At 41.8% G+C, this 22,392-nt stretch carries 23 protein-coding genes, 1 tRNA gene and 2 pseudogenes; 24 read left to right on the plus strand and 2 right to left on the minus strand.

What is annotated here, in order from left to right; translation table 11 throughout:
- Position 1: 1 nt before the first annotated feature.
- Positions 2–76 (plus strand) — tRNA-Val (locus BUC50_RS00925).
- Positions 77–198: 122 nt separating this feature from the next.
- On the opposite strand, the pseudogene BUC50_RS00930 reads toward BUC50_RS00925, so the two are convergent.
- Positions 199–474: pseudogene (locus BUC50_RS00930) on the minus strand (YibE/F family protein); the annotation flags it as partial.
- 160 nt (positions 475–634) lie between these two features.
- Here BUC50_RS00930 and BUC50_RS00940 point away from each other — a divergent pair.
- From BUC50_RS00940 to BUC50_RS00965, 6 genes are all read left to right on the plus strand, one after another.
- Positions 635–784, plus strand: a complete 150-nt coding sequence (locus BUC50_RS00940) for a hypothetical protein (protein ID WP_286677044.1) — start codon at positions 635–637, stop codon at positions 782–784.
- A gap of 358 nt (positions 785–1,142) precedes the next feature.
- Entirely contained in the window at positions 1,143–2,150 is a 1,008-nt protein-coding gene (locus BUC50_RS00945) for an ABC transporter permease (protein ID WP_286677045.1), read from the plus strand.
- A gap of 5 nt (positions 2,151–2,155) precedes the next feature.
- Positions 2,156–3,067 (plus strand): ABC transporter permease, encoded by a 912-nt coding sequence (locus tag BUC50_RS00950; protein ID WP_013048184.1) that lies wholly within the window; start codon positions 2,156–2,158, stop codon positions 3,065–3,067.
- A 27-nt stretch (positions 3,068–3,094) separates the two neighbouring features.
- Positions 3,095–4,051 (plus strand): ABC transporter ATP-binding protein, encoded by a 957-nt coding sequence (locus BUC50_RS00955; RefSeq protein ID WP_013048185.1) that lies wholly within the window; start codon positions 3,095–3,097, stop codon positions 4,049–4,051.
- 86 nt (positions 4,052–4,137) lie between these two features.
- Positions 4,138–5,097, plus strand: coding sequence for an ABC transporter ATP-binding protein (locus BUC50_RS00960; RefSeq protein ID WP_013048186.1), 960 nt, complete (start codon positions 4,138–4,140; stop codon positions 5,095–5,097).
- Positions 5,098–5,181: 84 nt separating this feature from the next.
- Positions 5,182–6,699, plus strand: coding sequence for an ABC transporter substrate-binding protein (locus tag BUC50_RS00965; protein ID WP_013048187.1), 1,518 nt, complete (start codon positions 5,182–5,184; stop codon positions 6,697–6,699).
- 90 nt (positions 6,700–6,789) lie between these two features.
- Here BUC50_RS00965 and BUC50_RS00970 read toward each other — a convergent pair whose 3' ends face one another.
- Positions 6,790–7,833: a serine hydrolase domain-containing protein gene (locus BUC50_RS00970; protein WP_286677046.1), complete on the minus strand. Its 1,044-nt coding sequence runs from the start codon at positions 7,831–7,833 to the stop codon at positions 6,790–6,792.
- A gap of 309 nt (positions 7,834–8,142) precedes the next feature.
- Between BUC50_RS00970 and BUC50_RS00975 the strand changes: the two genes are divergently transcribed.
- The 17 genes and pseudogenes from BUC50_RS00975 (at position 8,143) to BUC50_RS01050 (ending at position 22,389) form a co-directional block, all read left to right on the plus strand.
- Complete coding sequence (locus BUC50_RS00975; protein ID WP_013048189.1) at positions 8,143–8,526, plus strand: holo-ACP synthase; 384 nt, start codon at positions 8,143–8,145, stop codon at positions 8,524–8,526.
- Positions 8,510–10,036: an NAD(P)H-hydrate dehydratase gene (locus tag BUC50_RS00980; protein WP_013048190.1), complete on the plus strand. Its 1,527-nt coding sequence runs from the start codon at positions 8,510–8,512 to the stop codon at positions 10,034–10,036. Before BUC50_RS00975 ends, BUC50_RS00980 begins: the two co-directional genes overlap by 17 nt.
- Complete coding sequence (gene tsaE, locus BUC50_RS00985; protein ID WP_013048191.1) at positions 10,033–10,533, plus strand: tRNA (adenosine(37)-N6)-threonylcarbamoyltransferase complex ATPase subunit type 1 TsaE; 501 nt, start codon at positions 10,033–10,035, stop codon at positions 10,531–10,533. The genes BUC50_RS00980 and tsaE overlap by 4 nt, the downstream gene beginning before the upstream one ends.
- Positions 10,530–11,255: a tRNA (adenosine(37)-N6)-threonylcarbamoyltransferase complex dimerization subunit type 1 TsaB gene (tsaB, locus tag BUC50_RS00990; RefSeq protein WP_013048192.1), complete on the plus strand. Its 726-nt coding sequence runs from the start codon at positions 10,530–10,532 to the stop codon at positions 11,253–11,255. The genes tsaE and tsaB overlap by 4 nt, the downstream gene beginning before the upstream one ends.
- A 169-nt stretch (positions 11,256–11,424) precedes the next feature.
- Positions 11,425–11,634 carry a 4Fe-4S dicluster domain-containing protein gene (locus BUC50_RS00995; RefSeq protein WP_013048193.1) on the plus strand — a complete coding sequence of 70 codons (210 nt, stop codon included), beginning with the start codon at positions 11,425–11,427 and terminating at the stop codon, positions 11,632–11,634.
- Complete coding sequence (locus BUC50_RS01000; protein ID WP_013048194.1) at positions 11,627–12,760, plus strand: 2-oxoacid:acceptor oxidoreductase subunit alpha; 1,134 nt, start codon at positions 11,627–11,629, stop codon at positions 12,758–12,760. Before BUC50_RS00995 ends, BUC50_RS01000 begins: the two co-directional genes overlap by 8 nt.
- Positions 12,761–13,588, plus strand: coding sequence for a 2-oxoacid:ferredoxin oxidoreductase subunit beta (locus tag BUC50_RS01005; protein ID WP_013048195.1), 828 nt, complete (start codon positions 12,761–12,763; stop codon positions 13,586–13,588).
- A complete protein-coding gene (locus tag BUC50_RS01010; RefSeq protein ID WP_013048196.1) occupies positions 13,581–14,141 on the plus strand; it encodes a 2-oxoacid:acceptor oxidoreductase family protein in 561 nt (186 codons plus the stop codon). Before BUC50_RS01005 ends, BUC50_RS01010 begins: the two co-directional genes overlap by 8 nt.
- Before the next feature lie 138 nt (positions 14,142–14,279).
- Positions 14,280–14,630 carry a P-II family nitrogen regulator gene (locus BUC50_RS01015; protein WP_013048197.1) on the plus strand — a complete coding sequence of 117 codons (351 nt, stop codon included), beginning with the start codon at positions 14,280–14,282 and terminating at the stop codon, positions 14,628–14,630.
- A 65-nt stretch (positions 14,631–14,695) separates the two neighbouring features.
- Complete coding sequence (locus BUC50_RS01020) at positions 14,696–15,871, plus strand: cation:proton antiporter (protein WP_013048198.1); 1,176 nt, start codon at positions 14,696–14,698, stop codon at positions 15,869–15,871.
- 78 nt (positions 15,872–15,949) lie between these two features.
- Complete coding sequence (rlmD, locus tag BUC50_RS01025; protein ID WP_286677047.1) at positions 15,950–17,341, plus strand: 23S rRNA (uracil(1939)-C(5))-methyltransferase RlmD; 1,392 nt, start codon at positions 15,950–15,952, stop codon at positions 17,339–17,341.
- Positions 17,342–17,689: 348 nt separating this feature from the next.
- Complete coding sequence (locus BUC50_RS01030; protein ID WP_286677048.1) at positions 17,690–18,385, plus strand: DsbA family oxidoreductase; 696 nt, start codon at positions 17,690–17,692, stop codon at positions 18,383–18,385.
- Positions 18,386–18,405: 20 nt separating this feature from the next.
- The gene (locus BUC50_RS01035) at positions 18,406–18,783 is read left to right on the plus strand and encodes a dioxygenase family protein (RefSeq protein ID WP_286677049.1); all 378 of its coding nucleotides are present in this window, start codon (positions 18,406–18,408) and stop codon (positions 18,781–18,783) included.
- A gap of 13 nt (positions 18,784–18,796) precedes the next feature.
- Positions 18,797–18,880, plus strand: a pseudogene (locus tag BUC50_RS09695) (hypothetical protein); the annotation flags it as partial.
- A 12-nt stretch (positions 18,881–18,892) separates the two neighbouring features.
- Entirely contained in the window at positions 18,893–19,036 is a 144-nt protein-coding gene (locus tag BUC50_RS01040; RefSeq protein ID WP_286677050.1) for a hypothetical protein, read from the plus strand.
- Positions 19,023–21,314 carry an AAA family ATPase gene (locus BUC50_RS01045; RefSeq protein WP_286677051.1) on the plus strand — a complete coding sequence of 764 codons (2,292 nt, stop codon included), beginning with the start codon at positions 19,023–19,025 and terminating at the stop codon, positions 21,312–21,314. Before BUC50_RS01040 ends, BUC50_RS01045 begins: the two co-directional genes overlap by 14 nt.
- Positions 21,315–21,480: 166 nt before the next feature.
- On the plus strand, positions 21,481–22,389 hold the full coding sequence (locus BUC50_RS01050) for a GIY-YIG nuclease family protein (protein WP_286677052.1): 909 nt from the start codon (positions 21,481–21,483) through the stop codon (positions 22,387–22,389).
- Positions 22,390–22,392: the final 3 nt, after the last annotated feature.

Genomic DNA, 22,392 nt, shown 5'->3' on the forward strand with positions numbered 1-22,392 from the left:
TGGGTGGTTAGTTCAGGGGGAGAACGCTTCCTTGACGCGGAAGAGGTCAGAGGTTCAATTCCTCTACCACCCACCATTGAGAATACAAGGGTCCCGGCATAATGCCGGGACCCTTTTTTGTCCAGACTCCACATGTACTCATATCGGTTTGCCGTGGCAACACTTAGAAAGTATTAAAGAAGCTATAGACTTTGTACATTACCTTGTATTTTTCCCCAGAGGACACCTGACCCTATCTTTAAGTGTCTCTACATCGTAAGAATAGATCCATCCAGTAATTACAGCGGTAATAGGTGCAATCAAAACTAAGCCTATACTCCCAGCCACAGTTCTCAATATTTCTGCCGCAATCATTCTATAATTTATAATCCGTACAAAATCTGTATTCTGTCTTGCAAACAACATAAGCAACGTTAAATATCCACCAGAGTAGGCCAGCAAAAAAGTAGTCGTCATAGTTCTGATAACAGCACGCGAGAGAGATCTTTCAGAAGCCGTCTACTCCTTCCTTCTGGCAGGTGCCATTACGTACTTCCAAAGAAATACTATAAAAGATTCAGGAGCACCAACATGATACAGAGGCTCAACGAGGAGATCCGTCTAAGAGAAAAAGCTGTTCGACGATGTATCCGTTATGAGACTTATAGGCTTGTTATTCCTTGAAAAGGACGAAGAAGAACGTTCCGGAAGAACGTATCCGGACATAAAGGAATGCAGGAAGACCATTCGCTCCTGTAGAAAACTCAACGAAACAGCAGTAAAACCAGAGGCGAAGATACCCTGACGATTCAAGTTGAATAAAATTATATTTATCGAAAATGAAATTACAGTAGCCTTGAGACTTGTGTCGCTGATCAATTCTGTGAAATTTGACAAAAAAATAAATTATAGTAGTCTTACTTTAGAATCTTGATTTACTCGCAATATTAAATATTTCGACTCGAATGATGTGTTTCTATCCCTGCCTCTCATCATGATGGAGTTGTTGGCGAAAATTGTATAGAGCCGTTGATGCGACTCCGTAATAATACAAGTAAAGAGACCCCCTTGCGAAAAGAGTGATTTCCAATTGCTCAAATAGAGAGTAGGTTATACTTAACGATTTGCTAACTATCACATAAACGTGGCGTGTCACGCTGACGATGATTAATTTCGTCACCGTTATGCTTGTTGATGCGCCAATAAAGGAAGGTATTGGCATGATAAGATATATTTTAAAAAGATTCATATTTGTTATCCCCGTTTTACTCGGAGCTACATTCCTTGTGTTTGCTATTATGAATTTCACACCTGGTGATCCGGCAAGAATAATTGCGGGAAATGACGCTACGGAAATTGATCTTCAAAATATTAGAGAAAAAATGGGCCTTAATGACCCTTTTTTGGTTAGGTATGGCAGATTCATTGTTAATGCGATTCGAGGGGATCTCGGCACATCATATAGAAATAATTTGGAAATCTCCTCTCAAATAATTATAAGGTTGAAAAACACCATGATACTAGCAGCCTCAGCAGTTTTTATAGCTATAATAATAGGAATACCGGTGGGGATCATCTCAGCAATAAAACAATATTCCACCTTTGATAATATCGTGATGGTAGTAACGTTATTTTTGGCCGCCTCCCCGGTTTTTTGGATGGGGTTAATCTTAGTTCTTGTTTTTTCGTTAATGCTCGGAATTCTTCCAGCCGCTGGGATGCAGACTGGTTTTCCTGGCATGTTGAAAAGCCTTATACTTCCGGCATTTACCCTTTCTACCAATACCTTAGCGGTAATAGCACGAACAACCCGAGCGTCAATGTTAGAAGTTGTGCGTCAAGATTATATTGATACTGCAAGAGCAAAGGGATTAAAAGAAACGGCCATAACTATCAAACACATGCTTCCGAATGCGTTAATCCCCATACTCACAATCATCGGAATTAATTTCGGTAGTTTACTCGGGGGATCGGTCGTTACGGAGTCAATTTTTGCGTGGCCTGGAGTTGGCAGATTTATTGTTGAGTCGATTAGTTTTCTGGATACACCTTCTATATTAGCTTCAGTCGTTATGTTGTCGGTTTTTTCCACGTTCATTAATTTATTTGTAGATTTACTTTATGCGTATGTCGATCCACGGATCAAATCACAATACAAAGCCAAGAGGTAATAGTAATGAATGCTAATATCACATTAACTAAACCACATCAATCCGAACGAGACAGAACTTTGCTTCAGCAGGCCTGGCGCCAGTTTAAGTACAATAAAAGGGCCATGGTTGGTTTATTTATTATCGCCACACTACTTTTGATAGTCGCCGCAGTCGTTGCAATAGATTTCTTTACTGACAACTCTATTTATAATGAGTACATTATTAAGCAAAATTTGAGAAATAAATTAGCGAAACCAAGCTTGCATCATATATTTGGATGTGATGAGTTTGGTAGGGATGTGTTTTTAAGGATCCTATGGGGCACAAAGTATTCGTTAATGCTTGGATTCAGTGCTGTAACATTATCATTTTTGATGGGTGGTCCGCTGGGGATAGTGGCTGGATTCTATGGCGGGAAAATAGATAACATTATCATGCGCATAATGGATATTTTTATGGCATGTCCGTTCATTTTACTTGCTATGGCAATTGTGGCAGCACTTGGCGCAAACACAGTTAACTTGTTAATAGCACTTGGCGTTTCGCGTATGGCCGCTTTTTCGCGTATTTCCAGAGCAGCTATTATGTCTGTTAAAGAAAAAGAATTTATTGAGGCAGCGCGGGCTGTAGGGGCTAACGATTTTACTATAATTCTGCAGTACATACTTCCTAATGCCATGGCTCCTATTCTTGTTCAGTTTACACTTCAGATTGGTACGTCCATATTACTTGTGGCGGGGTTGTCATATATAGGGTTAGGAATTCAACCGCCAACTCCCGAGTGGGGAGCCATTCTTACATCAGCTAAGGTTTATATGCGTCATGCATGGCACATCTCTGTTTTCCCTGGGCTTTTTTTAGTAATTACGGTAGTTGCTTTCAATTTATTTGGTGATGGACTACGCGATGCTTTAGACCCCAAAATGAAAAAATAAACTATCATAAGGTAAGGAATGAGCATTATGGGAAAAATACTTGAAATAAGGAACCTAAGAGTGAGTTATGAAACTGAAGATGGTACTGTTGAAGCTCTTAATGGGATTGATCTTGATTTAGATGAAGGTGTGACTTTAGGGATTGTTGGGGAAACAGGAGCAGGCAAAACAACGTTAGCTAAAAGCATTATGAGAATTATACCTACCCCTCCCGGTCATATTGAGTCAGGAACGATACTTTATAAAAATAAAGATATTTTAGGTATGACGAGTTCTGAAATCAGAAAAGTTCGTGGTGAACAAGTCTCTATGATTTTTCAAGACCCGATGACATCCTTAAACCCCATTATGATAGTGGGAGATCAAATAGCGGAAGCCATCAAAACGCACATGCATGTTTCATCAGCAAAGGCAACAAAGAAAGCATCAGAAATGATGGAGTTAGTCGGTATTGATCCAGTTCGAATGAGCGATTACCCACACCAATTTTCTGGAGGAATGAAACAGCGCGTTGTTATTGCTATGGCACTGGCATGTAATCCCAAGGTGCTTATTGCAGATGAACCTACTACCGCTTTAGACGTCACTATACAGGCTCAAGTTCTGGAAATGATGAATGAGTTAAAAAAGAAATTTAATATGGCTACGATACTCATAACTCATGATTTAGGGATAGTTGCGCAGACTTGCGAAAAAGCAGCCGTGATTTATGCTGGTGAAATAGTAGAGTACGGAACAGTTCATGAAATATTCAAAAACATGAGACATCCATATACCATAGGGTTAATGAATTCAATACCTAAGATTGGTATTGAAGAGAATCGTCTAAATCCAATTGATGGATTGATGCCTGATCCCATGAACTTACCTAAGGGATGCAACTTTTGGCCTAGATGTAAGTTGGCGACAGAAAAATGCAAGCATGAATCCCCTGCTGTGACTCATATTGACGGTGAGCATTTTGTTAGATGTTGGTATAGTTAGCGCATAGAATACTAAGGTTTCAAAGGTCCCAAGATAGACAATCACGGTTAATGAGATCGATGAAATAAAGGCTAGGATGTGGTTTTATGAGTAATGACACTCTTTTAAAAGTAGATCATCTAAAAAAACATTTTTACACTCCTTACGGAACATTGTTTGCTGTTGACGATGTCTCGTTTTCTATTAAAGAAGGCGAGACGCTTGGAGTAGTAGGAGAGTCAGGATGTGGAAAATCAACACTTGGTCGCGCGGTTTTAAGGCTTTGCGAGCCGACATCTGGAACAGTCTTCTTTGACGGAGAAGATGTATTAAAATTCAACAAAGCTAAGATGAAAAAAATGAGATCCCAAATGCAAATAATTTTTCAGGACCCCTATGCATCGTTAAATCCAAGGATGACGGTTAGTCAATCTATTGCGGCGCCATTAATTATACAAGGTGTCTATAAATCCAGTGAAAAGGATAAGATACAGAAAAAAGTTGACCAAACGATGGATTTAGTCGGTCTTGCCAAAAGATTTGCGAATTCTTACCCTCATGAATTAGATGGTGGAAGACGTCAACGGATTGGTATTGCACGTGCTTTGACTTTGAATCCTAAATTTATTGTTTGTGATGAGCCAGTGTCTGCTTTAGACGTTTCTATACAAGCTCAGATTTTAAATCTGATACAGGATCTCCAAGTCCAGTTTGGATTAACATATTTATTTATAACTCATGATCTCAGTGTTGTTAAGCATTTGTCCACAAATATCATGGTGATGTATTTGGGACAGGTAGTAGAGTTAGCTGATTCTAAGAAATTATTTAAAAATCCTGTTCATCCTTATACTAAAACTCTTTTGTCTGCTATCCCTATTCCCGATCCAGATATAAAAATGAATCGAATTGTTTGCAGGGGAGAGATTACTTCTCCTATCAATGTCCCTGACGGATGTAGATTTGCTAAACGTTGTGTTTTTGCAAAAGATGATTGTGAAGCAAAAAAGTTAAGTCTAAGAGAAGTTGAACCAGGGCATTTTGTGTCATGCCATGTGTTTGGTTAGGAGTGTTTTTGGGGACCATTAATTATGAGATGGGGGGAAAAGTTTTCTACCGTTTTTTATTACGAAATATTAGGAGGGACACCTATGAAGAAATTTGTATTTATCATTTTGGCCGTTTGTATTTTGTTTGCTCCAGCCGCTTCTGTTGATGCTAGTAGTCGTAAAATCAAAGAAGAGATTGTTTTTGCTCAGAGTGCTGATCTAACTACTATGAACCCTTGCTATGGAACTCAGGAAAGAGCGTTCTCTCTTACAAACCATATGTATGACACACTCTTAACTTATGATAGTGATATGAAAGTGCAATTTGCTTTGGCGGAAAGTTATGAGTGGTTGGACGACCTTAGACTTCAGTTTAACCTTAGAAAGAACGTAAAATTTCATAATGGGGACGTGCTTACTGCGAAAGATGTTGTGTTTACCTTTGAGCAGAGAGCTATTCGCGGGGGCGGCTTTACCACCTATATAGATGTGAACAAATTGGAAATCGTGGACGATAACACCCTTATTGTCCATTTTAGCACGCCACACCCCTCGTTTATCTATCAATTAACTGATCCTGGATGGGGTATTATGCCAAAGGATTACTTTGAGGCTCATGGAGCTGAATATTTTGCGTCACATCCAATTGGTTGTGGTCCATACAAGATGAAGGAATACGTTACGGGCGATCATTATACACTTGAGCGGTTTGATGATTATTGGGGTGGACCTGCAAAAACTAAGTATCTTACAATGAAGATAGTTCCTGAAGCAGGACAGCGGACCATTTTGCTTGAAACTGGCGGGATAGATGTGGCATATGAGATTCCCTATATCGATATTGATAAGATCAAAGATAACCCTGATTTGCAATTTTTAAGTACCCCCTCCATGAAAATAGTGATGTTTTACGTTAACACTCAATCTTCTACGCCTTTAAAAAACAAGCTTGTTCGACAGGCAATGGAGTATGCGATAGATAAACAGCTTATAGTTGACAGTCTTTTGTATGGCTATGGAAAAGTGGCATACGCTGTTGTTCCAGATGTTGCCATTGAATATAAGGAAGTAAAGGTACCCCATGTTTATAATCTTGAAAAGGCTAAAGCTTTGATGGCAGAGGCTGGTTATCCTGACGGCTTTGAAACAGAAATTTGGACAAGTGCAATTCAGGATTACTCTGAACTAAGCCAGATTGTTCAGGATCAGTTGGCAGATATTAATATAAAGGCTAAAGTGCTTGTTCAAGATGCAAATACTATTGATTCACGCCTTAATGCTGGGGACGAATACGGAATGTCATTGCATTTCTACTCCTGTAATAGTGGGCATGTTGAATTTACATTATCCAACATCCTTCCCACAGGAATGCTTCGCAACAGCTCTAGGTTTAGCAATGCAGATTATGATGAAGCTTATTATAAATGGCTTGTAACCACGGATGAGGCAGAGCGTGATGTTCTGCTCACGAGAATGTTTGAAATTCAAAACGAAGAAACTCCTGTTATTCCTATATATAATGAAATAAAAGTACTTGGCGCAACAAAAAATATTGAGGGGATACAGTTAAGCAGAATTGGCGCTCATGAATACCAGAATGCTGTTGTTTATGTAGAGTAGTAAATAATAACTATAAGCCATATTGTTTTTTAGTTTAATACAGCGGGAGCCCGTGTACAATACACGGGCTCCCGCTGTTCGAGTGGTGCCTTACCTTAATGCTTGTATGATTTTTATCATGGTTTGAAATGCCACATTCGGTTTTGCTTGTTGGTTTATCGTTCCCGTTATGTAAAGCTTCTTATCGGGGACATAAAACGCTACAGAACCAGTAGAACCGCAGTGCCCAACCATATAAGGTACAGGGTGAAATGGTGAGAGGAGACGAGACAAAGAAAACTTTTGTATTCCGATGCCATATTGAAAGGGGGAAAATATATTATTCCACTTCTCCAGTTCATTTAACCTTTCTTTTTGAAAAAAATATCCGCTAAAGAATGCTTTTAAAAACGTCATTTGGTCCTTTGCAGTGGAAATAATATCATTTTGAGTAGAGTTGAGAAAATTTGGGATGTGCATTGTTGTCGATCTATGCCGAATGGGGACAAATTTTTCTGTTTTACCATTTTCATATACATACGTTTGTGTGAGTCTTAGTTCTTGAAAGAGACGGTTTAGGACTATATTGACAGGATCTCCAGTAACGGCTTCTACAATGAGACCCAAAATTTGATGGTTTGTATCGATATATTTTGCTTTGCCTTTTTCTCCTGGAGGAAAGTGTGTTTTCATCCTTTTTATTTCTTGAATGACTTTATCTATTGGCCAGGGTTGGTCGAAACCTGCTTCTAGCTCGGTCATTGCCTTTTTCCCATTGGCTTGTCTATCGAGCAGATAACAGGGGAGCCATGAGGTTTGGGACATGAGATGGATGATGGAAAGGTCATAAGAATAGTCCTTGCCTTTGTGAATATGTAATCTCTGAATGATCTCATCTGGAAGGTGTTTTGAAATTTTATCATGCAAGCTTAATTTGCTTCTCGTTACCAATCTTAGAATAATTGAGGATACAAAAAGCTTATTTATGCTGGCGATAAAATATCGGCTGTCTTCTTGTATATCTCCAGCAGCACTAATTGCGTCGATGCTGTTGTCATCAGATGATACATAAAAAACAGCTCCGTAAATGTATTTTTGGGTAACAACAGAACTTACAACTTGATGGAGCATTGATTTGATCTGTGTATCATCCATTTCTGTTCCCCTCTCATTTCGCAAGCCACCCCTTGTGCTCCCCAAATATTTGCTATTGTAGTGATAAGATGTGGAATAATTGTCCCCTTTGTCACCACAGCCTTGGAGAGAAAAATTACATGGTTGAGTTCGTTATATGATTCACTTATACGCAAAAAACATACTACTCCAATTATTCACAAAAGAAAAGATCTGTCTCATGAGGCTTATAAAAATAATAGGGTTATTCATTTGGCTGCTTTTTTGTTTTATTAAAGCGAATTCTTCTGTGGCGTGGTATAAATGAATCGAAAGAGGAGGAGATCTTATATGATTAGAGGCGTAGGAGTGGATCTTTGTCGAATCTCCCGCATAGAGAGGCTCCTTCAGGATGAACACTTTTTGAAACGGGTTTTTCATGAAGAAGAGCGTGATTATGCCATGAAAAAGGCTAATCCTGCCCGCCACCTTGCGGCATCTTTCGCAGCCCGTGAAGCTTTTGCGAAAGCAGCAGGCCTTGATTTTTTTAAAGTTGTATTGCAGGGGATGTGGCTTCATAGAACCCCTGAGGGGCCCGTTCCCTGCTTTTCTGCCAACATAGAGCAGTGGATGGATGAACAGAAGTTGAAAGTCCACATCAGTCTTTCCCATGATGGCGATTATGCCATTGCCTTTATAATTGTGGAGGTGTCAAGTCATGATAGATCTCTATGATCCCACAACGATTAGAGAAGCAGATTCCATGGCCATAGGAAAGTTCAAGGTTCCAGGTATTGTACTTATGGAAAATGCGGGACTTGAAGCCTCTTTGTGTGTTCAACGTCTTTTCCCGCAAGCAGAGAGGTTCCTTATCCTTGCTGGCCCCGGTAATAATGGGGGTGATGGTTATGTTATGGCGCGACACTTTGCAATAAGAGGGCTTCTACCAATAGTCCTTTTAGCAGGGGCTCCTGAGAAAATAAAGGGCGACGCTTTGCAGAACCTTGAAATATTAAAAGAAATGAGCACCCCCATCCGTATCACGGAGGAAATGACAGTAGAAGAGATCACATCCCTAATGTCAGAAAGCCACGTTGTTATAGATTGCCTGCTAGGAACAGGCAGCAAGGGTTCTCCACAAGGAGAAATTCGACGGATCATAGAGCTCCTTGAAGGGCGAAATAATATAGTTTCTATTGATATTCCTAGCGGCATAAATGCTGAAACAGGGGAAGTCTATTCTCCCTGTGTGGCATCGGTTGCGACTATTACCATGCTTGCTATGAAGACGGGACTTGCTGCAATGCCGGCTGCTGCTAAAGCTGGTAAGATCGAAATCGTTTCCATAGGAGTTCCCCCTCACGAAGTACTGCCTTCTCTTCCTTGCGCAACTCTTTGGGAGGAAGAGGACGCAATAGCTACTCTTCCTGAAAGAAAGTTGGACCTTCATAAAGGGGGGAGAGGAACACTCCTCGTAGTGGGAGGCAGCGAGCACTATAGAGGCGCTCCGCTTTTATCTGCTCTGGGAGCTCTTAAAAGCGGCTGTGGAGTAGTCATCGTGGCCAGTACTGATGATGTTTGCCGGGAAGGGATCTCCTTTTTGCCGGAAGCTGTTTTTCACCCAATGAAACGAGAGAATCCCCAGGATCTGCTTTGCTGGTCGGAACGCGGTACGGCTGCTGTTGTCGGACCTGGTCTTGGAAGGGACAGTCATGGTGCCTCCCTGTTTGAATGTATATGGAATGAATGGCGCCATCCTCTATTGGTTGATGGCGATGGCATCTTTTGGCTTAATGAATTAAAAAGCTATTTAAAAAAACGCAATGATGTTATCATAACCCCTCACGAAGGAGAGGCAGCCAGATTGCTTGGCTTAACGGCGAAGGATGTGGCATCCTCGCGCCTTTACGCAGCAAAGGAGCTGGCTCGGCAATGGGGTTGCGTTGTTTTGAAAGGGCATGGAACTGTAATTGATACTATAAGCAGAACAGTAATAATTCGTGAGGGTGGACCAGAGCTGTCTGTCCCAGGGTCAGGAGATATCCTTTCTGGTGTGATAGGGACATTTTTAGCTCAACAAATTTCTTTATTAGACAGTGCGTCTCTTGGTGTATGGATCCATGGCAAGGCAGGACAATTTCTTGCTGAGAGAAAAGGGATAGATGGTATACTAGCGCGGGAAATAGCCATGGGAATTCCTTCAGTGCTTTGTTCTTTAAGAGAGAAGGAGAAGACGAAACATTGATTAATAAAAAGGAAGAAAAAGCGGACAGTATGGAAATTACCTCATTTTCGCCAGAACAGACGAGGCTCATCGGTGAATGTATGGCTCGTCATGTTTATTCAGGGTTGACTATTTTGCTCTATGGTGACCTAGGAGCAGGAAAAACAGTTCTTGTTAAAGGGCTTGGAGATGGTTTGGGGGCTCGGGGAGTTCGAAGTCCTTCCTTCACACTTATCAATGAATATGAAGGGCGTTTGCCCCTTGCCCATGTAGATTTGTACCGCCTCGAGAGGGGAGATGAATACGAGCTTGGTCTCTGTGAATACGCAGATGACGGCTTTGTATTGGTTATTGAATGGCCTGATCGCCTTGCGGAACAGCCAACTAAAGACCTATGGAAACTTTACTTTTGTAGAGACAGCGAAACGGTACGTCGCATTTCTTTTAAAGCTGAAGGCGAAAAAGCTGTAAAAACGATGGAACTTTTACTTAAAGATATTGGGGAGATAGGCCAATGAATTATGTTGTTTTAGGTGTTGACTGCTGTACTCGATGGACAAACATAGGTGTTTCTATCAATGGCAAAGTAGCAGCAGAGATGAATATGAACATAGGAAGAAATCAAGGGAGCAAGTTGCCCATTCTTGTTGAAACGCTCATTTCTTCTTTGGGGATAGAGATTTCAGATATTTCCGCAGTCGCTATGACCATTGGGCCAGGCTACTTTACAGGAATTAGAGTAGGGTTGGCTTATGGCTGTGGTCTCGCAAAAGGATTGGGAGTGCCAGTTATTCCTATTTCAACACTTGAAGCCATGGGATATCCTGCTTCGAAGCTTGGACTTACTACAATTCCTTTGATTTGGGCAGGACGTGGGGGAGTGTATGGCGGTGCCTACAGAATGGAAGATAATGTTTTTGAAGAAGTCTGGAGCCCCGCTTTTTTTACGGCAGAAGAAATCATAGTAAAATCTCGTGGATTGCAAAACAAAAAAACCTTATGCAGCATTTGTGATGATTTGGAGAGAGTGTCCGCTCTTTTTTCTGAAGGAGGAAGAACAAGCCCATTTCCTTTAGTGCAAGGAACAGTTTCGGGGGGAACTTTGGCATTGTTAGGGCATAAGTGGAAAGAGAGGGCTAAGAAACCAGACAAAATACGTCCCCTTTACCTTCGGGAGCCAGATTTTGGAACGTTTAAATTAAAAAATAGAGCGGTTTTTAATATACAAACCGCTCTATAATGCTAATAATATTTATCTTTTTTATTTCTTATAAAAACAAAAAGAAAAAAGATAAATATCAATAAGAGCTTGAATAAAAAAACCGAAAACTATATGCTTGATCTGTTCGATTTTTTAAAATCAAAAAATCTATTATTATGAATCCTTATCTCTTTGGGAGGTGTAGGTTTTGCCCAAAAAACATGAAGTAATTATTAATAGGGCTTGGTGCAAAGGTTGTGGATTATGCATCGAAATATGTCCTAAAAAAGTCTTAGGTTTTGACGATCAGCGTAAAGCTCAAGTCGAAAGAATCGAAGATTGTATTGGTTGCAGACAGTGTGAAAATATTTGTCCGGATTTTGCAGTGACGGTAAAGGAGGGAAAAGAGGATGCCTGAGGTTCGTTTTTGGCAGGGGAATGAAGCGTTAGCTTATGGCGCGCTAGCGGCCGGTTGTCGCTTTTTTGCTGGGTATCCAATTACACCTTCATCAGAAATAGCGGAAATTATGGCGAGTGAGCTACCACGTCTTAATGGTCGTTTTATTCAGATGGAAGATGAAATTGCAGGTGTAGCGGCTGTTATTGGAGCCTCTATCGCAGGCAAGAAAACGTTGACGGCAACATCAGGGCCAGGTTTTTCTTTAAAACAAGAGAATTTGGGGCTTGCATATATGGCAGAAATTCCCATTGTGGTAGTTGATGTAATGCGAGGTGGCCCTTCTACTGGCGTTCCTACGAAGATAAGCCAGCAAGATGTTATGCAAGCACGTTGGGGAACTCATGGAGACCACGCTACCATTTGTTATTCTCCATCTTCTGTGCAAGAGTGTTTTGAGCTGGCTATCAGAGCCTTTAACGCTGCTGAACGCTTTAGACAGCCTGTCCTTATTATGAGCGATGAAGTCTTAGGGCATATGCGGGAGAAAATAGTTCTCCCGGAGCCAGGGTCTTATCCTGTGGTAAACAGAAAGCGCCCTGTGGATGTTCCTGAGAAGTTTGTACCCTATCGCCCAGACCCTCAAGACGATTTGCCCTGCATGGCTTCCTTTGGGGATGGCTATACCTGGCATGTGACAGGTTTAACCCATAACGACTGGGGGTTCCCTACAAATAATTCAGAAGAAATAGAAAGAAAAATGCTTCGTCTTATGAGAAAAGTGGATCGTTTCAGAGATGACATCGTAGAGTATGAGACCGAAAATGTGGATGACGCCGATGTTATAGTGCTTTCCTTCGGAAGCGTTGCACGATCGAGTTTGCGCGCGGTAAGAGAGGCCCGCAGCAGAGGGCTCCGTGCTGGCTACTTTAGACCTATTACCCTTTGGCCTTTCCCTGATAAGGAGATAGAGCGCCTTGCCCGTAAAACAAGAACCATCATTGTTCCTGAGCTTAACTGCGGACAAATGGTTCTGGAAGTGGAGCGGGCAGTGCACGGGAAAGCCAAGGTGGTTCCTCTAAATCTAGTGAACGGAGAACTTTTCCACCCTGAAGACATCCTTTCCGCTATTGAGGAGGTGGCGTAGATGCCGAGTCAAGACGTTATGAGCTGGCTGAGGACGCGTTTCTTCCCCCACATCTGGTGTCCAGGATGCGGACACGGGATTATTATGCATGCCTTGCTTCGTGCTCTCGTAGAGTTAGATAAGAAAAAAAGCCAGACAGTGATTGCGTCAGGAATAGGTTGTTCAAGTCGTATGCCAGGCTATATAGATGCTTGTACAGTGCATACTACCCATGGCCGTTCTCTTGCTTTTGCCACAGGAATTAAATTAGCGAATCCTTCCCTTACTGTTGTTGACGTTATGGGAGATGGTGATTGCTCGGCCATAGGAGGGAACCACTTTATTCATGCGTGTAGACGCAACATCGATATTACAGCCATTGTAATGAATAACAATATCTATGGAATGACAGGAGGACAAGCTTCTCCTACCACTCCCCAGGGGGCTTTGGCAACTACAACTCCATACGGGGCAATAGACCCGGCCTTTGATATTTGTCGGCTGGCAGAAGGCGCCGGTGCCTCTTATGTAGCAAGGGCAACTATTGCCAACCCGAAAATGGCTGAACAATATATTGCAAATGGCATAAAGAAAAAAGGGTTTGCTGTTATTGAGATCGTTTCGAGCTGCCATACTCAATTTGGACGAAGAAACAAACGGCGTACCCCAATCGATAACATTAATTATTTCAAGGAAAACACCGTAACTTTGGCGAGATCCAAAAACATGTCTTCTGAGGAACTCGCAGGGAAAATAGTAGTGGGAGAATTTGTTAATAAAGACATTCCCGAATATACAGAGCAGTATCTCTCTCTCATAGAAAGAGTAAGGGGGAAGGATCATGAGTAGGTATGAGATCCGTTTTGCCGGTTCAGGCGGGCAGGGGATAATTCTTGCTGCTGTTATTGCAGGAGAAGCTGCGGCCCTGTATGAGGAGAACCTCTATGTAGTGCAGACACAGTCTTATGGTCCTGAAGCTAGAGGCGGCAAATCCAAGGCCGAGGTTGTTATTTCTACAGTACCTATAGATTATCCAAAAGTAACAAGACCAAATCTGCAGGTGATCTTGACCCAGCAGGCTTGTGAAGAGTTTTCAGCCGATACACTTCCTGGCGGAAGAATAATTTTTGATGACAGCTTTGTCACAGATTTTCCACAGGTAGATGCCTATATATATCAGTTGCCAATTTCTAGAATTGCCCGGGAACAGCTTGGGCGTGAGCTTGTAACGAATATGGTGGCCCTGGGGGCAGTAGCTCGAGTTCTCGAGCTTGAAAATATTGTCCGGCCTGAGTCTGTAAAGAAAGCTATATTGGAAAAAGTACCAGCAGGAACAAAAGAACTGAACGCAAAAGCTTTCGATGAAGGCTACCAGGTGTTCAAAAAAAGCTTACATTTGTAATCAACACACCCCTCGATAGAAGCAGGACTGCGCGGGTTTTCCGGGCAGAATGACCAGCTGGTGAAATAATATCAGCTGGTCTTTTTCATTTTTGATGTATTATATATAGAATTACGACCAATGTTAGGAGTGTATGCGATGCAGATGCTTGTTATAGTACTTAATAAGGTAGACAAGGTTGAAAGTCTTTTTAAGGAGTTTATTAACATAGGTGTTCGAGGGGCTACCATTATTGACAGTAAGGGGATGGCACGTGTTCTTCATGAGGATATCGATAAAATTCCTCTTTTTGGTTCCATTAAGATGCTGATTAACGATCAGTATCCCTACAATAAAACCATTTTTGTTGTTTTAGAGGATGAACAAGTCCAACCGGCCATAGATGCCGTTAAAAGAGTAGTAGAAGATCTTTCTAAGCCTGATGTTGGAATACTATTTACCATACCTGTTAATTGCGTTGAGGGCCTTGCTTCCAACCATCGTAACTAATCATCCACTCTGTTTTTCTTTTCTTTACGAGGTCACAAAATATAATTTAAGGAGAGTCTTTTTCTGTGCATGTTTTGTATTATTTCGCCCTTGTTCTTCTTGCTGGAATTTTTATGGCTAAAGTTACAAGGAAGCTGAGACTTCCAAATGTGACAGGGTATATTTTGGCAGGAATTGTTATAGGACCTTCTCTTGGAAAGTTGATTCCCAAAGAAGTGGTGTCATCTTTTTTTATTGTTTCAGAAGTAGCTTTAGGTTTTATTGCCTATAGTATAGGCAGTGAGTTTAACTTGAAGCATATTCGAAAAATCGGGTTGTCAGTTGTATGGATTACTCTCATGGAATCCTTATGTGCGGTTTTTGCTGTGACGTTAGCCATGATATTTGTTTTCCACCAGCCCCTTCATTTCAGTCTTGTTCTTGGATCCATAGCGGCAGCTACGGCTCCTGCTGCCACCATTCTTGTCATAAGGCAATACAAGGCCAAAGGGGTATTAGTAGATACTCTTCTGCCCGTAGTTGCTATGGATGATGCAGTTGCCATTCTTGCTTTTGGTGTTGCGGTGGCTTTCGCAGAATCCCTTGTTTCCAATAATTCTGCTATTCCCATGGCATCTGTTGTTTTGAGAGTCTTCAACGAAGTTTTTTTCTCATTGCTTCTTGGTCTGGTTCTGGGACTCTTCCTTTCGTTTATGTCGGGGCGCGTTAAGGGGGAGGATGCACTTCTTTCTCTGACGATAGGCTGTATTTTTTTAGGCATAGGTCTTGCGTCGAAATTCGGACTTTCGTCTCTCTTCGTAGCGATGATGATTGGGGCTGTAGTTTCAAATCTGGTTTATTCTTGTGACAGAGTCCTCTCTGTAGTAGATCGTTTCACGCCTCCAATTTTTCTTGCTTTTTTTACTATCTCAGGTGCGGATTTGCAGCTGGGAATGTTGCCTAAAGTGGGTCTCATAGGGGTTGGATATGTTGTTTTTCGTGTAATAGGGAAAATTTTAGGAGCATATGCTGGAGCTCGAATGACCAATTCGCCTCCAACTGTACAAAAATATCTTGGGCTGACCCTTGTGCCTCAGGCTGGTGTTGCTATAGGCCTCTCTCTTTTAGCAGAACAAACCCTCCCTGGTATGGGGGTTGCATTGCGTAATATTATACTTGGGTCAACTGTAATATATGAGCTTTTCGGTCCTGTAATCGCTAAGCAGGCCTTAGTAATGGCAGGGGAGATAAAAGAGTCCTAATAAATACGTAGGGGAATTTAATAATGAGGCAGAGCCAGTGCCCATGTTAAGAAAAAGGAGTTTGGGAAGGATGCAAAAGTGTTGAATCAGTTTCATCCCTGCGGGCATGATGAAATAATTAACCTTAAAATTGAAACCATTAGCAGTGACGGGAGCGGCATCGCTCGACGCCCCAAAGATGGTCTTGTTTACTTTGTTCCAGGAGCCCTGCCGGAAGAAGAGATCAGGGTCAGAGTAACAAAAAAGAAGAGGGATTACGCTATTGGTGAGATACAGGAAATAATAGCGCCCCATCCTCAGCGGGTTACGCCGTTATGTTCCTGGTATGGACAATGTGGCGGTTGTCAGCTTCAGCACTGTTCTTATGATAAACAACTTGAAATCAAAAGAACAATTGTAGAAGAAGCTTTTTCTCGCGTGGCTCATATTCCCGTCAGAAATATTTTGGCACCTTGCATTGCAAGTCCAAAAGAATGGGGATACCGAAACAAGGCATCCTTCCCCGTGCGAAACAACGCAGGCAAGACTGATATAGGTTTTTTTAGAAGGCGCAGCCATTCTATTATTCCTATAGACACGTGCCCCGTTCTGGAACCAGCTCTTAATCATATGTTGAGTTACTTTATAGATTCTTTAGAGTGCATAAATCTGCCCCCATACGATGAAAAAAAACATTCGGGTCTGTTGCGTCACGTTATTTTCAGGTGTGGCAGTTTTTCCAAAGAATTATTAGCATGCCTTGTCGTACGCAAAAGCCTTTCTTCTTCAGAAATGAAAAGAGTAGAGCAACAGTGGCAAAGCTTTCAGTTTCCAGAGTTTTCCTTTGTAGGAATTTTAGAAAACAAGAATATCTCTCCTGGAAACACAATACTGGGGCAGAATTCGAGGAGCGTTCAGGGACGCGAGTGGCTGAGAGAGTTTCTTAATTCTAAAGAGTTTCATTTTGATGGTACGGCATTTTTTCAGGTTAACAGTTATCAGGCAGCGCGGCTTTTTACATATAGTGCCAACTGCTTTTCGGATAAAGGGCAGGGAAGGGCTCTTGAATTGTATTCTGGAGTAGGGGCATTATCTCTTTTTCTGGCCTCAAAATTTGATAATTTAGTGACAGTTGAGGATTGGCCGAGTGCTGTAGAAGCTATGAGGAAAAATCTGGAGCTTAACGATTTTCATAACGTATCTCCTCATACTGGCAGGGCTGAAGATGTTATTTTTCATTTAGACGGGCCATTTAATTCTGTGATTCTGGACCCTCCACGCAGTGGCTGCAACCGACAGGTCATTCAACGCATTTTAGAGTGGAAACCGCAACAAATACTTTACGTTGCATGTAATCCAGCTACTTTAGCCAGGGATATTGCGTTGCTTTATGAAGGGGGATACCGTTTGGAGAAACTCCAGCCTTTCGACATGTTTCCCCAGACTGTCCACGTTGAGACAGTAGTATTGATGTCAAGGGTGAATGAGTAGGTGTGCGAAAAACCCTTATATATCAGGGCTTTCAGCACATATGGGTGTAAAACCCATTGAGTAAAAATCGTCAAAATAACGCTTCGAGGGAATAAGTCCATAAGAGCGGTTTTTGATAGTCAAGTGGTTAGGTTAGATGTCATAGCCCTACGAGTGGTTGGGTTAGATGTCAGGGATTGCGAGTGGTCAGGATAGATGTTTTTTCAGAAGTTTTTGAGGTTGTGTGGTCGGGTTGGATGTTTTTTGAATTTGACGAGGTTGTGTATTCAGTTTATATATCGGAAAGAAAATTAGAATTTCTGATTGGATTTCGTAATTTATTATTTTAGTTAAGTGAGGTGGAATCAAATGAATAAAGTTACCATTGAGTTTTTTCATGACGTAATATGCAGTTTTTGTTTTCCGATGTCCTATCGGATGCGTCAGATCCAAAAACTAATGCCGGAAGTGCAAATCGTGCATCGCTCCTATGCATTGGTCAAATCGGCTGGTGATTTTGATTTGATGTTTGGTTCGAGAACTGCTGCGAAAGATGAGATAATGAGCCATTGGGAGCATGCGAATCATAACGATGATATGCACCGATTCAACATCTCGGGAATGCGCCAGAAAGACTTTCAATTTCCGTCTTCTATGAAAGGTCTTGTTGCATGTAAGGCAGCATACTTCGTTGCAGGAGACGCTGGGTATTGGGATCTTTTTGACGCTCTGCAAAATGCCTTATTTGTAGAAAATCGTAATATTGAAGAAAAAGAGATCATCACTGACTGTGTCCGGAAAAGCGGAATCGACTTTGCGGCATGGGAGCAGTACTATAATAACCAAGAGACAAAGGATGCAGTAGAGAGGGACTTTCTTCTTGTAAAAAAATATAACATCCAAGGGGTTCCGGCACTCGTCATTAATGGGAACCAGCAGATTAGTGGCGCACAGCCCCTCTCTAAAATTATTCAAGTCATAGAGGGAATTACAAAAGAAAAAGAACAGCCAACATCTGAAGGAGCATTCTGCCGATTGGTGGACGGTAAATTCGTATGTGAATAAATAGCATGGAGGATATGAAAATGAATATCAGAATGCCTGTTTTATTTGTAGGACATGGGTCACCAATGAATGCCATTGAAGATAATAATTATACAAAAACCTGGCGAAGCATTGCTGAAAGGATACCAAAACACGAAGCGATATTGTCAGTTTCAGCTCATTGGTATACTAGAGGAACTAAAATTATGAACGAGAAAAGTCCAAAAACCATATACGACATGTATGGCTTTCCTAAGGAATTATATGAAGTTAAATACAACACGATGGGTTCACCTGGCATTGCTAAAATTTCTAAGGAGTTGATTTCAAGAGAAACGGAATATGATAACTCCTGGGGAATTGACCATGGGACATGGTCAGTATTGGTTCATTTGTATCCGGATTCGTTATATCCTTGAGTCCTACGACGAAATGGCAAAGCAGCTCGACACCGAGAAGAAACAAGCCCAGAAACGCTGGGCAGCACAGGAAAAAATCTTGCAAAAGGTCACAAATAGCCTCTATGGTATGAGCGGCGATCTCCAAGGTATAGCCGGCCGGGAGATAATTGCGTTGCCCTCTCTCGGAGATGACGAAGAAGAAATTCCGGCTATAAAGCCGCGTATATCCGAGCCGAGAAAACGAACGGAGGATATAGATGATGAATACTAAAATAACTTCCGCAATCGAAAAACTTATGCTAAACGCTGCGACTTTTCACGGCATTCCGGTTGAGCCCACGCTTATCAACTTCTTTTATGGAAACAACGGCACGGGAAAATCTACCATAGCGAGGGCTGTCCATGCCAATGAGGGTTTGTCTTGGCAAGCGGGAAAATCCGCAGATGACTACTCCGTGCTTGTCTATAATCAGGAGTTTGTAGAAGCGAACTTCCGTGACTACGGCAAACTCAAGGGCGTATTCACCGTAGGCGAGCAGAACATCAAGATTCAAGCTGACATTGCTGAAAAAAACACTCAGCGGGCTGAGCAGGAAAAGCTAAATGGCGAAAATACCATAACAAAGGACCGCAAGGAATCGGCACGAAACACCTTGCTCGACGACTTTCAAGGAACCTGTTGGGATAAAACGAAAGCCATCCGAGACGGATTTGACGCTACGCAGAGCGGCTTTAAGCGGAAGGCTCAGTTTGCCGAGAAAGTATTGCAAATAGGAAACCCTACTCAGCATGATATAGGAGAATTAAGAACTCTGTACGAAACGGCATTTGACCCAAAAGCTGCTACATATAAGAAGTTTCAGCCTACTGGAGGCACGGAAAGATTAAAAGGGTCACCCGGCAACGAACTACTTAATAAATCCATTACGAGCAGTAGTGACACACCCTTTGCTGGTTTCATCAAAGCGATTAAAGCTACGGACTGGGTGCGCCAAGGGCATGAACATTTCGCCGAAACATCAGAAGGAAAATGCCCTTATTGCCAACAGGAATTACCCGACGATTTTGAGAAACAAATCTCTGCCTGTTTTGATGGCCAGTATCAAGAGGATATTAGTGCCCTTCGGCAATTTCAAGAGGACTACGTAAGCGATATGCAAGGCTTCCTTGATGTACTTAACGGCAATCTCCAGGATGCTTTCCCGAAACTTGATCTTACTGAATATAAGACGAAACTTGCGCTCTTAGAGAAAATGATTGAAATCAATATCCAACGGATAACTGACAAGTTGAAAGAGCCGTCTTCAGTTATCACACTTGAAAACGTTAAAACGCTGCGTGATGAAATAAACGTCCTAATCGAGGGTTTTAATAAACAGATTCAAGCAAACAACGACATTGTCGGTGCGAAGCGTCAGAAGCAAACCGAGTGTACCAGGAAAGTCTGGGAACTTATTGCATTTACACTTCAAAGTGATGTTTCGACCTATAGATTACGGCGCAAGACCTTTGATGACGAGATTACTGCATTGATTAAGCTGGTCGATGACGGTGCTAAGGCATCACGAGCTTTAGAAAATGAAATTGCAGAACTTAACAAACGAGTGGTTAGTACCGCCCCAACCATCAAAAGCATAAACGATTTACTTCGAGATTCAGGTTTCCAGGGCTTCACCCTGCGGGAAAAGCGAGGTCAGCAAAATGTCTACGAGGTTGTGCGCCAAGACGGGACAGTTGCGGATAAGCTAAGTGAGGGCGAGAGAAATTTCATTGCGTTCCTGTACTTCTATCACCTCGTTCGCGGAAGTCATACCGATGCTGATGTTAGCAAGGATAAAATTGTCGTAATAGACGACCCCGTTTCCAGTATGGATAGCTGCGTCCTATTCATCGTCAGCACCTTGGTGCGGGAGATGGTAGGTGTCTGCTTTAACAACGCTGAATATCGTGAACAGGAACGTGAGGTTCAGGGCGACTATATAAAGCAGATTTTTATCTTGACCCACAACGTCTATTTCCATAGGGAGATAACCTATAACCAAGCATCCCGCTATCATTGCGTATCGTTCTATGTGATAAACAAAGCGAGTAACAATTCCACAATCAAGCATTGTGTCCGACAATGTATATCTAAGCCAACCGAGCAAGAAAACTTCAACCCTGTCCAAAACTCCTACGCTGCCCTCTGGGGTGAGTACAGAGAAGTGGATACAGTTATTCCGCTAATGAACGTAATACGCCGCATTTTGGAATATTACTTCATGCAACTTTGTGGTTACGACGGTGTGAATATCCGCAAGAGGGTTCTTGATGAACATAGAGATAAGTTCGTGGAAACGCCAGCCGAAGGGTTACCCGACTACACGAAGTACCACCTCGCCACGGCTATGTTGTCTTATATCAATGCCAACTCCGTAGGGTTTAGCGATGGTTTGAATTATGTTGACGATTGCACCGACATCACGCTGTACAAAGATGTGTTCAAATTAATTTTTGAAGCCTTGGAGCAGGAACAGCATTACAAAATGATGATGGGCGAAGAGCAATAAGGACATCTTTCCCGTTAAACAGTTACCTGCCTTGATAAACTTTCGGACACTACCTTATGAGAATAGGTTGAAAACTTTATTTGAGAAATAATTCTGAGTCGGTGGATTTGCTACATATACAGACTAATGCAACATCGGATTAATGATTATGGGGGGTATAAACACTATGGCCGGTAAAAATATGAATTATTTTCTTATGGACAGCACCCCAAATGGGCGCATCAAGTGTACACTTGCCAATTGGACAGGGGTTGCCTATAAGATACCACGGGTAAAGCTTGTGGACTGCAAAAATATTGATTACCTAAAACAGAGTGGAGTTTACTTCCTTTTCAGTAAAGGTGATGGCGACAAACCCTTAGTTTATGTCGGTCAATCTGGGACTCGAAAAAATGGAGAAGGTATTTTGAACCGTTTAAAAGAACATCACGCCTCCCCGAAACAGGGCCTTGAAGATTGGTATGAAGCTGTAGCTTTCACGACTTCAAATAACATTTTTGGGGCAACCGAGATTAGTTGGCTTGAAAATCGATTCTTTGTCCTTGCCGTAAATGTTAATCGTTACGAAGCTAAGAACGGAAATGAACCTAATGCCGGAAATGTTACAGAAGAAAAAGAGAGCGAACTTGAAGAGTATGTGGAGTATGCAAAAATTGTGATGGGTGTACTTGGACATTTGGTATTCGAGCCATTAGTTCAAAATCGAGCAATCCATAATACAGATCATGAAGAGGACGACGACAACCTTGAGTTTTTTATGGAGCAAAAAATGCAGAACACCGGCATGACAGTAAAAGCGAAATGCAAACGTTCAAGTGAAGGATATATCGTTTTACGTGGCAGTGTTATCAATTCTAAAACCAATGAAAAGACTTGCTCAGGGGTAGCAAAAAAGGCTCGTGAAAAGGCCAAGGTAGATGAAAATTATACGCTTTTAGAAGACGTGCTCTTTTCGTCACCATCGGCTGCTTCTATGTTTGTAACGGGTGCAAGTTCAAATGGATATACTGCTTGGAAAACGGCTGATGGCAAAACCTTAAAGGATGTTGAGACAAGTGAGGCGGATGAATTATAAAAA

Source organism: Aminobacterium sp. EBM-42, from assembly GCF_001896635.1.
GTDB classification, from domain to species: Bacteria; Synergistota; Synergistia; order Synergistales; family Aminobacteriaceae; genus Aminobacterium; species Aminobacterium colombiense.